The 14,277-nt window shown below is 64.1% G+C and carries 14 protein-coding genes; 13 read left to right on the forward strand and 1 reads right to left on the reverse strand.

Annotated elements, in window-relative coordinates:
- Window positions 1–27: 27 nt before the first annotated feature.
- On the reverse strand, window positions 28–2,643 hold the full coding sequence (hrpB, locus tag AC0NIE_RS01395) for an ATP-dependent helicase HrpB (RefSeq protein WP_473484156.1): 2,616 nt from the start codon (window positions 2,641–2,643) through the stop codon (window positions 28–30).
- 417 nt (window positions 2,644–3,060) lie between these two features.
- Between hrpB and AC0NIE_RS01400 the strand changes: the two genes are divergently transcribed.
- The 13 genes from AC0NIE_RS01400 (at window position 3,061) to dhaK (ending at window position 14,066) form a co-directional block, all read left to right on the forward strand.
- On the forward strand, window positions 3,061–3,750 hold the full coding sequence (locus AC0NIE_RS01400) for a PIG-L deacetylase family protein (RefSeq protein WP_473484158.1): 690 nt from the start codon (window positions 3,061–3,063) through the stop codon (window positions 3,748–3,750).
- Window positions 3,751–3,979: 229 nt separating this feature from the next.
- Window positions 3,980–5,311: an ABC transporter substrate-binding protein gene (locus AC0NIE_RS01405; protein ID WP_473484160.1), complete on the forward strand. Its 1,332-nt coding sequence runs from the start codon at window positions 3,980–3,982 to the stop codon at window positions 5,309–5,311.
- A gap of 127 nt (window positions 5,312–5,438) precedes the next feature.
- Entirely contained in the window at window positions 5,439–6,386 is a 948-nt protein-coding gene (locus AC0NIE_RS01410; RefSeq protein ID WP_077377482.1) for a carbohydrate ABC transporter permease, read from the forward strand.
- Window positions 6,383–7,333 carry a carbohydrate ABC transporter permease gene (locus AC0NIE_RS01415; RefSeq protein WP_123146400.1) on the forward strand — a complete coding sequence of 317 codons (951 nt, stop codon included), beginning with the start codon at window positions 6,383–6,385 and terminating at the stop codon, window positions 7,331–7,333. The genes AC0NIE_RS01410 and AC0NIE_RS01415 overlap by 4 nt, the downstream gene beginning before the upstream one ends.
- On the forward strand, window positions 7,330–7,536 hold the full coding sequence (locus AC0NIE_RS01420) for a hypothetical protein (protein ID WP_254017500.1): 207 nt from the start codon (window positions 7,330–7,332) through the stop codon (window positions 7,534–7,536). The genes AC0NIE_RS01415 and AC0NIE_RS01420 overlap by 4 nt, the downstream gene beginning before the upstream one ends.
- Window positions 7,537–7,539: 3 nt before the next feature.
- Window positions 7,540–8,652, forward strand: coding sequence for an ABC transporter ATP-binding protein (locus AC0NIE_RS01425; protein ID WP_473484162.1), 1,113 nt, complete (start codon window positions 7,540–7,542; stop codon window positions 8,650–8,652).
- Window positions 8,645–9,664, forward strand: a complete 1,020-nt coding sequence (locus tag AC0NIE_RS01430) for an ABC transporter ATP-binding protein (RefSeq protein ID WP_473484164.1) — start codon at window positions 8,645–8,647, stop codon at window positions 9,662–9,664. The genes AC0NIE_RS01425 and AC0NIE_RS01430 overlap by 8 nt, the downstream gene beginning before the upstream one ends.
- Window positions 9,665–9,711: 47 nt before the next feature.
- Window positions 9,712–10,314 carry a dihydroxyacetone kinase subunit DhaL gene (gene dhaL, locus AC0NIE_RS01435; protein WP_473484537.1) on the forward strand — a complete coding sequence of 201 codons (603 nt, stop codon included), beginning with the start codon at window positions 9,712–9,714 and terminating at the stop codon, window positions 10,312–10,314.
- Window positions 10,311–10,700 carry a dihydroxyacetone kinase phosphoryl donor subunit DhaM gene (dhaM, locus tag AC0NIE_RS01440; RefSeq protein ID WP_027151568.1) on the forward strand — a complete coding sequence of 130 codons (390 nt, stop codon included), beginning with the start codon at window positions 10,311–10,313 and terminating at the stop codon, window positions 10,698–10,700. The genes dhaL and dhaM overlap by 4 nt, the downstream gene beginning before the upstream one ends.
- A 21-nt stretch (window positions 10,701–10,721) precedes the next feature.
- Window positions 10,722–11,024, forward strand: a complete 303-nt coding sequence (locus AC0NIE_RS01445; protein ID WP_095494124.1) for an HPr family phosphocarrier protein — start codon at window positions 10,722–10,724, stop codon at window positions 11,022–11,024.
- Window positions 11,008–12,609, forward strand: coding sequence for a phosphoenolpyruvate--protein phosphotransferase (gene ptsP, locus AC0NIE_RS01450; RefSeq protein ID WP_473484166.1), 1,602 nt, complete (start codon window positions 11,008–11,010; stop codon window positions 12,607–12,609). The genes AC0NIE_RS01445 and ptsP overlap by 17 nt, the downstream gene beginning before the upstream one ends.
- An 8-nt stretch (window positions 12,610–12,617) precedes the next feature.
- Entirely contained in the window at window positions 12,618–13,043 is a 426-nt protein-coding gene (locus AC0NIE_RS01455; RefSeq protein WP_473484169.1) for a hypothetical protein, read from the forward strand.
- Window positions 13,044–13,079: 36 nt separating this feature from the next.
- The gene (dhaK, locus tag AC0NIE_RS01460; protein ID WP_473484171.1) at window positions 13,080–14,066 is read left to right on the forward strand and encodes a dihydroxyacetone kinase subunit DhaK; all 987 of its coding nucleotides are present in this window, start codon (window positions 13,080–13,082) and stop codon (window positions 14,064–14,066) included.
- Window positions 14,067–14,277 lie beyond the last annotated feature (211 nt).

The following is a 14,277-nucleotide window of genomic DNA, read 5'->3' on the forward strand; positions in this document are numbered from 1 at the left end:
GGATTTATAGCCGGAAAAGGATAAAGGCTAGGTCCCCCGCGGTTTGGCGCGGCTGGTGGCGGTGGCGAGAAGCGGGTTCTCCGGCCAGACGTGCCGGGGGTAGCGGCCACGCATGTCGGCCCGCACATCGACCCAGGAGCCGCGCCAGAAGCCGGGCAGGTCGCGGGTCGTCTGGATCGGCCGGTGCGCCGGCGACAAAAGCTCGAGCGTCAGCGGTACGGTGCCGTTGGCGATTGCGGGATGCCGGTCGAGACCAAACAACTCCTGGACGCGGATCGCCAGCACCGGCCATTCACCGTCATAGCGGATCGGCACGCGGCTGCCCGAGGGAGCGTCGAAATGGGTCGGCGCCAGTGCCTCGATCCTGCGCTGGAGATCGTGCGGCACCAATGCCATGAGGCCGGCCGAGAGCACGCCCGGATCGATCGCGGCAAAGGACGCTGCGCCGGAGAGGAAGGGCAGCAGCCAATCGTCGAGGCGGTCGACGAGCGCCGCGTCGGAAACATCGGGCCAGGGCGCGCCGAGGCCGCGATGCAGCCAGCCGAGCCGTTGGCGCAACGTTTCCGCTTCCTTGCCCCACGGCAAAAGCGACAGGCCGTGTTCGCGCAAGGCGTCAAGGATCGCGCGATCCGCGTCGACGCCGGCCGGCGCCGGCAGCATGCGTTCGGACAGGGTGATGGCGCCGAGGCGAACGGTTTCACGCACGCGCACTGCGCGCCTGTCGCGGTCGAAACCGGTTTCGCGGCTGGTCTCGATCTCGTCGGCAAGCGAATCGCGAATGTCGGCCTCGTCTATCGCCGCCGCTGCCGTGATGCGGGCGTTCTGCGCCTTGCCCTGCAGATCGGCGACGACGAGCCAGGCCGCCCCCGCCAGCGGATCGGCGGCGTCGAGCATGGCGCCCGAACCGTTGGCCAGCACGAAACGGCCGCGCTCGCCGCGCGCCTTGGCGACGCGGTCCGGCCAAGCATGGATGAGGAGGGCGCCGGCCCTACCCTCCCCCTCGAGGGGGTCCGAAGGACGGGCGAGACCCGTGGCTCGCCCCGGTACGTCGATCCGCGAAGCGGAGCGGGGTGGGGTCGGGTCGGGCACGCCATCGGCGACCCCACCCCGTCTCCCTCGCTTCGCTGCGCTCGGCTCGCTCGCCGACCCTCCCCTCGAGGGGGAGGGTGAGGCCTGTTTCGCCAGCCGCTCGGCAAGCTGCCGTGCGGCGGTGGCGCGCGGCGATCTTTCGGATCGGAACCGGATCAACCGCCGTTCGAGGTCGACGCTGTCGCCGCCAAGGCCACGCTCGGTGAGCAGCACGGCGAGCATGGCCGCCTCGAACGCCTGGCCGGTTTTTGCCGCCTCGGCGACCATGTGAGCGAGCCGCACCGGCAGTGCCAGCCTGCGCATCGCAGCACCCGATTCCGTCAGGCGCCCTGCCTCGTCGACGGCGTCGAGCGCACGCAGCAGCGCCCTTGCCTCGTTGAGCGCCGGGGCCGGCGGCGGATCAAGGAACGAAAGGCTCACCGGGTCGGCGACACCGAAGGCGGCGCAGTCGAGCAAAAGTCCGGAAAGGTCCGCCTCGAGGATTTCCGGCGGGGTGAAGGCGGGAAGTGCCGCCGTCTGCTCGGCCCGCCATAGCCGGATGGCGACGCCCGGCTGTGTGCGACCGGCGCGGCCGGCGCGCTGGTCGGCGGAGGCTCTGCTAACCCGCACCGTCTCCAGCCGCGTCAGGCCGCTGGCCGGTTCGTAGCGCGGCAGGCGCGACAGGCCGGAATCGATAACGACGCGCACGCCGTCGATGGTGATCGAAGTTTCGGCGATCGACGTCGCCAGCACGACCTTGCGGCGGCCGGACGGCGCTGGCTTGATCGCGGCGTCCTGTGCCTTGTTGTCGAGCATGCCGTAGAGCGGCACGATGTCGGTGTCGGCACTGACGCGGCCTTGCAGCCGCTCGGCTGTGCGCTCGATCTCGCGCTGGCCGGGCAGGAAGGCGAGCACGCTGCCGGGCTCATCGGCAAGGGCAGCGCGGATCGCCTTGGCCATGGCGTCCTCAATGGCGATGCCGGCCGGCCGCTCGTCGTAGCTGATGTCGACGGGAAAGGCGCGGCCCTCGCTCTCGATCACCGGGCCGCCGGAAAGCAGCCGCGCGACGCGCGCGCCGTCGAGCGTCGCCGACATGACCAGCAATCGCAGCTCGGGCCTCAGCGCACCTTGCACGTCAAGCGCCAGCGCCAGACCAAAATCACCGTCGAGCGAGCGCTCGTGGAACTCGTCGAAGAAAACAGCCGAGACACCGGGCAGCTCCGGATCGTCGAGGATCATCCGCGACAGCACGCCTTCTGTGACGACGAGGATCCTTGTCCTCGCAGAAGTGCGGTTTTCCATGCGCATGGCATAGCCGACCGTCTCGCCGGGTTCCTCGCCGAGCAGTTCGGCCATGCGGCGGGCGGCGGCGCGGGCAGCGAGCCGGCGCGGCTCGAGCAGAATGATCTTTCCCGTGCCGAGCCATGCCGCTTCGAGCAGCGCCAGCGGCATCAGCGTCGTCTTGCCGGCACCGGGCGGCGCCACCAGCACGGCGCTGTTGCCATGACCGAGCGCTTCGCTGAGCGCCGGCAGCACGGCGGAGACCGGAAGCTCCGGCAAGGGTTTTCTGGTCATTGTTCCAAGGATGCATCCATCCAATTGCGGCGGATCCGCAGCGCCCGCATATCAGCCGTGGCGATCGCCGCGCAACCGGCAACGGGCCAACTTAAAACCGGGTCCGTGAGAACGGGTTCCAGCGCACCGTGTCGAGCCTCACCTCCTCGCGCACCATCGTCACAAGGCCCGAGCCGCCGACGACGGCGAGACCGACAAGCGACAGAAGATCTGGCGACAGAAGATCTGGCGACAGAAGATCCGGATATTCCTGGAGAAAGCGCGCAGGATCACCGCCAGAGGATCTGCAAGTAATGCGTCGGCGCGATCTGCCCAGGCTTTTGACAACGGCATCGTTGCATGAACAGCTTGCATGGGCGAGCAGAGCGAGCAGAATTCCGTTCGTCCCGTTATTCCAGTTCCAGGGGAGAGAGCAGAGTGAAGATACTGGCACTCGGTGCGCATCCGGACGATATCGAGATCTTCATGTTCGGTACGATGGCGGCCTATGCCGCACAAGGCGCAGAACTGGTTTTTGCCATAGCCACGGATGGCGGCAAGGGCGGGAAGGGCGATCCGGGATTACTCGCGCGCGCCCGCCGCGAGGAAGCGGCTGTGGCGGCGGACCTGCTTGGCGCAACATCGCACTTCCTCGATTTTCCGGACGGCGCGCTGGTTGTCGATGCCGCGCTGATCGCGGCCCTGAAGACGCTGATCGGGGATATCAGGCCGGATCTGGCGATCACCCATGCGCCGAACGACTATCATGGCGACCACCGTGCGCTGTCGGACGGCGTGCGCATCGCGGCGTCCTTCGCTGTCCCGGTGCTGCATGCCGATACGCTCGGCGGCACCGGTTTTTCGCCGACGCACTATGTCGATATCTCCGGGCATTTCGAGCTCAAGGCGATGGCGATCCGGGCGCACCAGTCGCAGGATCCCGAACGTTTCGTCGATGCGGCGCGCACGCAGAACGCGTTTCGCGCCGGCCAGTGCAATGGCGCGGCCGGTTCCTTCGCTGAGGCCTTCCGCTTCGAACCGATCTTCCCCTTCGCCGATATCCGCGCCCTGCTGCCGCCCGCCCCAGTGATCCGGCCGGTGACGGTGAGCACCAAAACGGTCAAATGAGCGCACCCGCGCGCCGAACGATCTGACACGCGCCTTTCCTGAACCAGCGACCGATGCGCTATGCTGCAGCGCAGCGACGAATTCGCTTGCCTTGTTTAGTAAAAATTGCATCACTAAACAAATTACTAAACATCCGCCGCTCAACCGCGTCGATATGTTTAGACCCCTGAGGAGGGGTTGAGGTTTTTGAAACCGTCATCCGGGCGTGTTTCGCAAATGGGAGGAAGGCATGAAATCGACCTTGAAACTGACGTTGGGACTGACATCGGCGATGTTTGCGTCGACCGCCGTTTCGAATGTCGCGCAGGCTGAAGATCTGACGCTTTGCTGGGCAGCCTGGGACCCGGCCAACGCGCTTGTCGAATTATCAAAGGATTTCACCAAGGAAACCGGCATCGGCATGAAATTCGAATTCGTGCCGTGGACCAACTATGCCGACCGCTTTCTCAACGAACTGAATTCCAAGGGCAAGCTGTGCGACCTGATCATCGGCGACAGCCAGTGGATCGGCGGCGCCGCCGAGAACGGCCACTACGTCAAGCTGAACGACTTCTTCGACAAGGAGAAGATCAGCATGGACGACTTCGTGCCGGCGACCGTCGTCGGCTATTCCGAATGGCCGAAGAACACGCCGAGCTACTGGGCGCTGCCTGCAATGGGCGACGTCGTCGGCTGGACCTACCGCAAGGACTGGTTCTCCAAGCCGGAACTGCAGAAGGAATTCAAGGAAAAGTACGACTGGGATCTCGCCGCGCCGACGACCTTCGACCAGCTGAAGCAGATCGCCGAGTTCTTCCAGAAGCGCGAGATCGACGGCAAGACGGTCTATGGCGCGTCGATCTATACCGAGCGCGGCTCCGAAGGCATCACCATGGGCGCCATGGACGTGCTCTACAGCTTCGGCTTCAAATATGAGAACCCCGACAAGCCCTACGAGATGGACGGTTTCGTCAATTCCGAGAAATCGGTGAAGGGTCTGGAGTTCTACAAGGCGCTCTATGACTGCTGCACGCCTCCCGGGGCCTCGAACAGCTACATGGGCGAAGGCGTCGACGCCTTCAAATCCGGCCAGGTGGCGATGCACATGAACTTCGCCTTTACCTGGCCAGGCCTGCAGAAGGACGAAAATGTCGGCGGCGACAAGATTGGTTATTTCGCCAATCCCAAGGGGCCCGATGGCGATCAATTCGCCCAGCTTGGCGGCCAGGGCATCTCGGTGGTCTCTTACTCCGACAAGCAGGAGGCTGCGCTCAAATACATCAAGTGGTTCGCCAACAAGGATGTTCAGGCCAAATGGTGGTCGCTCGGCGGCTTTTCCTGCCTCAACGCAGTCGTCAAAGATCCAGGCTTCCCGGCCAGCCAGCCTTACGCGCAGACCTTCCTCGACTCCATGGCCATCGTGAAGGATTTTTGGGCAGAGCCCAGCTATGCGCCGCTGCTGCAGGCGTCGCAGAAGCGCTTCCATGATTACGTCGTCGCCGGCCAGGGGTCGGCCAAGGATGCGCTCGATGGCCTGGTCAAGGACTGGACCGAGGTCTTCCAGGACGATGGCAAAATGTAATTGGGGCAAGACCTAACCGGCTCCTCCCGAGCCACGACCGCGTGTCCCGTGCCACCCTTGGCACGGGACACAGTTCAGATAAATTCCATTGTCGAGACGAACCCAAGTGACCGAAGCGGGACTGACCATGCTCAATCGGACTGCGGACAGCGTTGCCCGGGCTACGCCTGAGCCGTTGGCCCGCAAGGTCCGGGGCATCAGCGACAAGGGCCTCGCCTGGCTGTTCATCTCGCCGACGATCCTCTTGCTTCTCGCCATCAACATCTTCCCGCTGTTCTGGGCGATCTATCTGTCCTTCACCAACTACCGCGCCAATCGCCCCAATGAGGTCGTCAGGAATGTCGGCCTTGCCAATTACAAACGCATCCTCGGCGACCAGGACATCTGGATCGCCATGCAGACGACGGCGCATTTCGTGTTCTGGACCATTCTCCTGCAGACGCTGATCGGTTTTACCCTCGCCTGGCTGATTGACCGGAAGTTTCGCGGCCACGCCTTCTGGACGACGATCATTCTGGTGCCGATGATGCTGTCGCCGGCAGTTGTCGGCAATTTCTGGCGCTTCCTCTACGAGCCGCAGATCGGCCTGTTCGCCTATGCCATCTCGTTCGTCACCGGCATTCCGGCGACGCAGATCGGCATGCTCTCCAACGTGTCGCTGGCGCCGTGGTCGATCGTCATCGTCGACACCTGGATGTGGACGCCTTACGTGATGCTGATCTGCCTCGCCGGCCTGCGTTCGATCCCCGAATACATCTATGAGGCGGCAGAAGTCGACCGTGCCTCCAACTGGCGGCAGTTCTGGTCGATCACGCTGCCGATGGCGCTGCCCTTCATCATGCTGGCGGTGCTGTTCCGCGGCATCGAGAACTTCAAGATGTTCGACATGGTCAACCTGCTCACCGGCGGCGGACCGGGATCAACCACCGAAGTCGCCTCGATCACGCTGAAGCGGCAGGCCTTCGAAAGCTGGCGGACCGGCTATTCCTCGGCCTTCGCCATCATCCTGTTCGTCGCGGTGTTCGGACTTGCCAACATCTACGTCAAGGCGCTCAACAAGGTGAAGCAGAGATGAGCCTGACGTCAGCCCACTCGGTCGTCGCACCCTCGGCCACGTCGAAGCGCGTCGCCGGCACGATCATCGTGCTTTACGCACTGATCTCAATCGTGCCGCTGCTGTGGATCTTCGCCACCAGCTTCAAGACACCGCCGGATTCGATTGCCTATCCGCCAAAGATCCTGTTCCAGCCGAGCCTCGAGGGCTACTGCAATCTGTTCTCGACCCGGACCCGGCAGACACCGGAATACATCAACTCGCTGGGACCGGCGACGGGCGTCTGCGACGAGACAGTGCGCAAGCGCAACATGGTGATCGCCGGCCCGTCCAATTTCATGCCGCGCTTCGTCAATTCGCTGATCATCGCCTTCGGCTCGACCTTCTGCGCTGTGTTCCTCGGCACTCTGTCGGCCTATGGCTTCTCGCGCTTCAAGGTGCCGTTGGCCGACGATCTCCTGTTCTTCATCCTGTCGACGCGGATGATGCCGCCGATCGCGGTCGCCATCCCGATCTACCTGATGTATCGCGAGCTTGGCCTGTCGGACACCGCGCTCGGCATGATCCTGCTCTACACCGCGGTCAACGTGTCGCTTGCAGTGTGGCTACTGAAGGGCTTCATCGACGAGATCCCGCGCGAATATGAGGAAGCGGCGATGATCGACGGCTATACGCGGCTGCAGGCCTTCTGGCGCACCGTGCTGCCGCAGGCGACCACCGGCATTGCCGCGACCGCCATCTTCTGCCTGATCTTCGCCTGGAACGAATATGCGTTCGCCGCATTGCTGACCTCGGGCACGGCGCAGACCGCACCGCCCTTCATCCCCACCATCATCGGCGAAGGCGGCCAGGACTGGCCGGCGGTCGCCGCGGGCACGACGATCTTCCTGGTGCCGATCCTGGTGTTCACCATCCTGCTTCGCAAGCAGTTGCTGCGCGGCATCACCTTCGGCGCGGTGCGCAAATGAGCCTGACCCAACCCGCAAAACGGAAGTCGCGCTGGCCGGCATGGGCCAGGCGCGGACTGATGGAGAATATCGCTACCGCGATCATTGCCATTGGCTTCCTGATGCTGTTCCAGCCCTTCGCGCTCTCGCTCTACACTTATTCGTTCATCACCATGCTGGCCGGTACGGCGATGTTCATCATCGTCTCGAAGTTTCCGGAGTAGACGATGGCGGAGATCAGGGTCGAGCATCTGAGAAAGGCATTCGGCGATTTCGTCGCCGTGCAGGATTCCAACTTCGTCGTCGGGGATGGCGAGTTCTTCGTCATGCTGGGGCCGTCGGGTTGCGGCAAGACGACGACGTTGCGCATGATTGCCGGGCTCGAACTGCCGACCGGCGGCAAGATCCTGCTCGGTGGCGAGGACGTCACCATGCGGCGTGCCCGCGAGCGCGACATCGCCTTCGTCTTCCAGCTGTTCGCGCTCTATCCGCATATGAATGTGCGCAAGAACATCGGTTTCCCGCTGTTGGCACAAGGTATGCCAGGCATCGAAATCCGCCAGCGCGTCGAAGAGACGGCGAAGCTGTTGCGCATCGATCATCTGCTCAACAAATCGGTCTCCGGCCTTGCCGGCGGTGATCGCCAGCGCGTCGCGCTCGGCCGCGCCATCGTGCGGCGGCCAAAATGCTTCCTTATGGACGAGCCGCTCGGCACGCTCGACACCGAATTCCGCGATCTCATGGTCCATGAGTTGCGCGAACTGCACAACCGCATCCACGCCACCACGGTCTACGTCACGCATGACCAGATGGAAGCGATGTCGATGGCCGACAAGATCGCGGTTATGAACCACGGCGTCATCGAACAGTTCGGCACGCCGCGCGAAATCTACGACCGGCCGGCGACCATGTTCGTCGCCGATTTCATCGGCTCGCCGCCGATGAACTTTCTCGGCTTCGGCGGCGGGCTTTCAAAGGGCGCCAGGGAGATCGTGGTGCAAGGCGCCAAAGTGGCGGTGCCGGAGGTGCGCGAGGACATCGCGCCGGCCGACATGGCGCTCGGCATCCGACCGGAGCACATCCGCTTCGACGACGCGTCGAAGCTGCGCGGCGCCATCTATGGCACCGAATATCTCGGCACCACGCAGATCGTTGCGGTGGAGACATCCGGCGGCATCGTCAAGGCGCGGGTGCCGGCCGAAATCCGGCTCAATGCGGGCGACCATGTCGGCCTGGCGCTGAGCAGCGCACGGCTGTCGCTGTTCGAGAAGGGCTCCGGCCGCGCGGTGCGAACCGCAATCCATGACGCGGCTTCCCAGGGAAGAGCGCATCATGGCTGACGTGGACATCAAGAGCGTGACCAAGAGCTTCGGCGAGCATGTCGCCGTGGACACTCTCGATCTGCACGTCGCCGATGGCGAATTCGTCGTGCTGCTCGGCCCGACCGGCGCCGGCAAAACGACGACGCTGCGGCTTATCGCCGGATTGGAACGGCCGGATATGGGCTCAATCCATATCGGCGGCCGCGATGCGACAATGTTGTCGCCGGCCGAGCGCGACACCGCGTTCGTCTTCCAGCAATATTCGCTCTATCCGCATCTGTCGGTCTACGACAACCTGGCCTTTCCGCTGCGCTCGCCGGCGCGGCGGCTGAGCGAGGCCGCGGTGCGTCGCCGCGTCGAGGATGTGGCCAAGATGGTGCGTATCCACCACAAGCTGAACAACCGCTCCACCAAGCTTTCCGGCGGCGAGATGCAGCGCGTCGCCATCGGGCGCGCCCTGGTGCGCAAGCCCTCGATCTATCTGATGGACGAGCCGCTGTCGTCGCTCGATGCCAAGCTGCGCGCCGATCTCCGGCTCGAGCTCAAGCGCATCCAGGCCGAGCTCGGCGCCACCATGCTTTATGTCACGCACGACCAGATCGAAGCGATGACGATGGCCGATCGCATCGGAATTCTCGCCGACGGCGTGCTGGTGCAGATCGGCACGCCACGCACCATCTACTCGGAGCCGGCAAACCTTCATGTCGCCGCAAGGCTCGGCCAGCCGGCGATCAATCTGTTGCCGACCGGCCTGCTGCCGGATGGCGATATGCCGGCGGGAACCAAAACGATCGGCGCGCGTACAGAACATCTGTCGATCGGCAAGGCATCGAATGGCCCCGCCGACGGCGTTGTTAACTGGGTCGAACATCTGGGCGACCAGAACCACCTGCATGTGACGGTGGGGAGCAGAAAGCTGGTGACGCTGACCGACCCCGACATCCAATTGGAAAAGGGCGACAGGGTGATTATCCGCTACCGGGCGCCGCTGTTCTTCGACCAGGCCGGCAATAGGATTGCAAACCGATGAGCGCTGGAACGATGGTCAAGACTGGGTCGATGGACAAGACTGGGACGATGGACAAGGTTGACCTGAAGACACTGATATCCGTCACCGCCGACACGATTGCCGCCCACGCGGACGAACTGACCGCGCTCGACCAGACGATCGGCGACGGCGACCATGGGCTGAACATGAAGCGCGGCTTCGAGGCAGTGCGGGCGGAGGCCGAGGCGTTTGCGGCAAAGCCATTGCCGGAGGCGCTAAAGGCGATCGGCACCAAGCTGGTGATGACCGTCGGCGGAGCCTCGGGCCCGCTGTTCGGGACGCTGTTCATGGCGCTCGGCAAGGAGATTTCCGCAGAGCCGGATCGCGCCAACCTGGCTATGGCTTTCGGTAAGGCAATCGAGGCGGTGGCAGCCAGGGGCAAGTCGCAGGTCGGGCAAAAGACCATGCTCGACGTGCTGCAGCCAGTGCATGACGCCCTGCTGCAGGGAAAAACCGAGGCGGAAATCGCCGATGTCGCGGACAGTGCGGCCGATGCCACCGTGCCAATGAAGGCGTTGCGCGGACGCGCTTCGTTTCTCGGCGACCGCTCGATCGGCCATATGGATGCCGGCGGGCGCTCGGTCGCGCTTCTGGTGCGGGCTGTCACTGAGACCATCAAGGGGCACGCATGAGCAATGTCGGCATCGTTATCGTATCGCATTCACCGCTGGTCGCCGAGGGCACGGCCGACATGGTGCGCCAGATGGTCGGCGACGAAGTGCCGCTTGCATGGTGCGGCGGAAACGGCCATGGCGGGCTGGGAACCAATGTCGAGGCGATCATGGGCGCGATCGACAAGGCCTGGTCGGAGGCGGGTGTCGCCATACTTGTCGATCTCGGCGGCGCCGAGACCAACAGCGAGATGGCGGTCGAGATGATCGGCGAGCCGCGCGCGCACAAGATCATCGTCTGCAATGCGCCGATCGTCGAGGGCGCGGTGATGGCGGCGACGGAGGCGTCCGGCGGCGCTTCGCTCAGGGAAGTGGTGGCGACAGCACACGAATTGTCGCCATCGTGAATGAACAGGAATTTTGACAGCATGTCCGCATCCGCCGAAGCCACCGTTCTGATCACCCATGAGGTCGGCCTGCATGCGCGCCCTTCGGTGAAGTTCACCAAGCTGGCCAAGAGATTTTCGGCTGAGGTCGAAGTGGCGCTCGCCGCGAACGGGCCGTGGCTCGACGCCAAGAGCATCGTCAAGGTGATGGCGGCCAAGGCGCCGAAAGGCACGGTCCTGCATATCCGAGCGAGGGGTGACGGCGCCGGCGAGGCGGTCGGCGCGCTGGTCGAGCTGGTGCGGCGCGATTTCGACGAGGGCGTGGACCATGCCCGAACCGCTTAGGCTGCAGGGGATTTCGGCTTCGGCCGGCTATGCCGAAGGGCCGCTGTTCAACCTCGATCCGGTTGTCGCGCGCTATGGCCGTAAGGCGACCGCCGCGGATGAGAGGCTCGCGCTCGAAACGGCAATCAAGGCAGCGACAGGCCGGCTTGCGACGCTCATCGAAGCGACCAAGGGCGACGCCGCCGACATTCTCGAATTCCAGCTCGCCATGCTGGATGACGATGCGCTGACCGGCCCGGCCTTTGCCGCGATTGCCGCCGGCCAGCCGGCCGATGTGGCCTGGCGGCAGGCGCTCGACGCCGAAATTGTAGGCTACGAAACGTCAGACCAGGATTATTTCCGGGCGCGCGCCGCCGACATGCGCGACATCAGAGACCAGGTGCTGCGCGCACTGACCGAGGACAGCGACCCTGCGGCGCCGGCAGGAGCTATCTTCTACGGCGAGGACATCGCGCCAACGCGCTTTCTCGAAACCGACTGGAGTTCCGGCGGCGGTATTGCGCTGAAAGCGGGCAGTGCCGCCAGCCATGTCGCCATGCTGGCGCGCTCGCGCGGCGTGCCGATGGTCGTGGGGCTTGGGGCAGTCGGGCTCGGTGCTTCGCCGGCTCTTCTTGCCGGCGTCGCCCTGCTTGATGCCGAGCATGGCGGCATCATATTGGCGCCATCAAGGGCAGAGGTCGAGGCGTTCCGGCGATCATCGTCGTCTTTCGCGGCGCGTCGCGACAGGGCGGAAACTTTTTTGGCCCGGCCGGCGGTGACGAAAGCCGGCACGGCGGTGCGGGTGCAGGTCAACATCGCCGATCCGTCCGATGTCGACAACATCGATGTCTCGACCTGCGACGGCGTCGGGCTGATGCGAACCGAGTTCCTGTTCGGCAAAGCGCTGCCGGACGAGGAAACGCAGTATCGCGCCTACCGCAAGGTGCTCGAATGGGCTGAAGGCAGACCGGTGACCATTCGCACCGTCGACGCCGGCGGCGACAAGCCGGTGCCAGGCTTCACCGTGGCGGAAACTAATCCGTTCCTTGGCCTGCGCGGCATCAGGCTGTCGCTGGCAAGACCGGAGGTCTTTCGGCTGCAGATCAGGGCGCTGCTGCGCGCCGCCGTGCATGGCAATCTGAAGGTGATGTTCCCGATGGTCGCCGTTAGGGACGAATATGAACGTGCCGCCGCGCTCTTCGCGGAAGAGCAGGCCGCGCTTACCGCGCGCGGCGTCGCGCAAAAAATGCCGCCGCTTGGCATCATGGTCGAGGTGCCGTCGGTGGCGATCGCTCCTGAGGCTTTTACCGAGGTCGCCTTCTTCTCGATCGGCTCGAACGACCTTACGCAGTATGTGATGGCGGCCGCGCGCGACAACGCGTTGGTTGCGCATCTCAATTCGATCAGGCATCCGGCCGTGCTTCGGCTGATCGCCTCGGTTGCGGCGTTCGGCCGCGTGCAAAGGATTCCGGTCAGCCTATGCGGCGACGCCGGCGGCGATCCGGCGGCAATCCCGGCGCTGATTGAGGCCGGCCTGTGCGACCTTTCCGTGGTTCCCGCCCAGCTCGCAATGGCCAAGGCGGCCATTGCGGACGTTTCGATCTAGGCACCGGCATGGCCGACAAGACACCTGAAGCCGGCTCCGAAGAGGCGATCCGCGCCTATAAGACGATCCTGTCGCAGGTCCTCGACCAGCGCCCGTCCGGGATGCGCCAGCGCCTCGCCGACGCGTTGGGCAAGCATCGCAGCTTCGTCACGCAGATTTCCAGCCCGGCCTACTCGATCCCGATCCCGCCAAAACATTTGCCGGCTATTTTCTCCGTCTGCCATTTCAGCCCGGCCGAACGCGACCATTTTCTAGCCGCCTACCATCAGGCGCATCCCGGGAAAATGTCGGTGGCATCAGGCATGCGCAAGACGCGGCATGTCTCGCTGATCGTTCCCGATTTCGGCGACGACAAGCAGAATGCGGCGCTCGATCGGGCGGTCAACGATTTCATCCAGAAGATCACCAGCATCGCCGGCAAGGGCGGGACATAGTCGCGCCAAGTTCAGCTATTTCGGGAGGAGACGGCCATGAAGAAGTTTCTAAATTCTTTAGACACGGTGCTGACCGAAAGCCTCGATGGCTTCGTTGCCGCCCATGCCGACATACTGGCGCTTGGCGACGAGCATAAATTCGTGCGCCGCAGGACACTCAAGCCCGGCAAGGTGGCGCTGATCTCCGGCGGCGGCTCTGGCCACGAACCGCTGCATGGCGGGCTGGTCGGGCATGGCATGCTGGATGCCGCCTGCCCCGGCCAGGTGTTCACCTCGCCGACGCCGGACCAGATGCTGGCGGCCGCGGAAGCGGTCAACACCGGTGCCGGCTGCCTGTTCATCGTCAAGAACTACGAGGGCGATGTAATGAATTTCGAGATGGCCGCCGAAATGTCGGAAGGCGTGATGCAAGTGGTGACCAATGACGACGTCGCGGTCGAGAACTCCTCCTACACCACTGGCCGGCGCGGCGTTGCCGGCACGCTGGTGGTCGAGAAGATCCTCGGTGCCGCAGCCGAGCATGGCATGGCACTGAGGCCGTTGAAGACGCTCGGCGAGCGCGTCAATGGCGCAACGCGCTCTATGGGCGTTGCGCTGACCAGTTGCACCGTGCCGGCCGCCGGCAAGCCGACCTTCGATATCGGCGACGGCGAGATGGAATTCGGCGTCGGCATCCATGGCGAACCAGGCCGCCGCCGCGACGCGTTGAAGAGCGCTGACGCCATCGCCGAGGAGATCTGCGCGGCGATATCAGGCGATCTCGGTGACAGGGCAAAAGGCCCGGCGCTGCTTTTCGTCAACGGCTTCGGCGGCACGCCGCTGATGGAGCTCTACCTGATGTACAACAGTGCCCGGAAAATCTTCGAGAAAAACGGCGTGACGGTCACTCGCTCACTGGTCGGGTCCTATGTGACATCGCTCGACATGGCCGGCTGTTCGATCACGCTGACCATGCTCGACGACGAGACGATCGCATTGTGGGACGCGCCGGTACATACGGCTGCGCTACGCCGGGGGATGTAGCACGGCCAAGGCCGCGCTGCGGCTTACGACAAGAAGTGGCCGTCAAGCAAAGCCCGCTTCGGTCTGCGAAGCGGGCCTTTGCAGGGAATCCCAAAGACAGTCGGTGACAACACTGTCATGCGCTATGCCGAGCATTGTCAGGCCAGTGTGGTGGAGTTAGGCACAATGTTGCTTTTCCTTTACCTTTGGTAAGGTAAGAAAATCCGGCGGG

The organism is Mesorhizobium sp. WSM4842 (genome assembly GCF_055901575.1).

Bases quoted from the DNA above. Each gene is read 5' to 3' on its own strand.
- dhaL (WP_473484537.1), top strand. From the start codon at position 9,712: ATGGACAAGGTTGACCTGAAGACACTGATATCCGTCACCGCCGACACG.
- AC0NIE_RS01420 (WP_254017500.1), top strand. From the start codon at position 7,330: ATGAGCCTGACCCAACCCGCAAAACGGAAGTCGCGCTGGCCGGCATGG.
- AC0NIE_RS01430 (WP_473484164.1), top strand. From the start codon at position 8,645: ATGGCTGACGTGGACATCAAGAGCGTGACCAAGAGCTTCGGCGAGCAT.
- AC0NIE_RS01415 (WP_123146400.1), top strand. From the start codon at position 6,383: ATGAGCCTGACGTCAGCCCACTCGGTCGTCGCACCCTCGGCCACGTCG.
- AC0NIE_RS01455 (WP_473484169.1), top strand. From the start codon at position 12,618: ATGGCCGACAAGACACCTGAAGCCGGCTCCGAAGAGGCGATCCGCGCC.
- AC0NIE_RS01405 (WP_473484160.1), top strand. From the start codon at position 3,980: ATGAAATCGACCTTGAAACTGACGTTGGGACTGACATCGGCGATGTTT.
- ptsP (WP_473484166.1), top strand. From the start codon at position 11,008: ATGCCCGAACCGCTTAGGCTGCAGGGGATTTCGGCTTCGGCCGGCTAT.
- hrpB (WP_473484156.1), bottom strand. From the start codon at position 2,643: ATGACCAGAAAACCCTTGCCGGAGCTTCCGGTCTCCGCCGTGCTGCCG.
- dhaM (WP_027151568.1), top strand. From the start codon at position 10,311: ATGAGCAATGTCGGCATCGTTATCGTATCGCATTCACCGCTGGTCGCC.
- AC0NIE_RS01410 (WP_077377482.1), top strand. From the start codon at position 5,439: ATGCTCAATCGGACTGCGGACAGCGTTGCCCGGGCTACGCCTGAGCCG.
- AC0NIE_RS01445 (WP_095494124.1), top strand. From the start codon at position 10,722: ATGTCCGCATCCGCCGAAGCCACCGTTCTGATCACCCATGAGGTCGGC.
- AC0NIE_RS01425 (WP_473484162.1), top strand. From the start codon at position 7,540: ATGGCGGAGATCAGGGTCGAGCATCTGAGAAAGGCATTCGGCGATTTC.
- dhaK (WP_473484171.1), top strand. From the start codon at position 13,080: ATGAAGAAGTTTCTAAATTCTTTAGACACGGTGCTGACCGAAAGCCTC.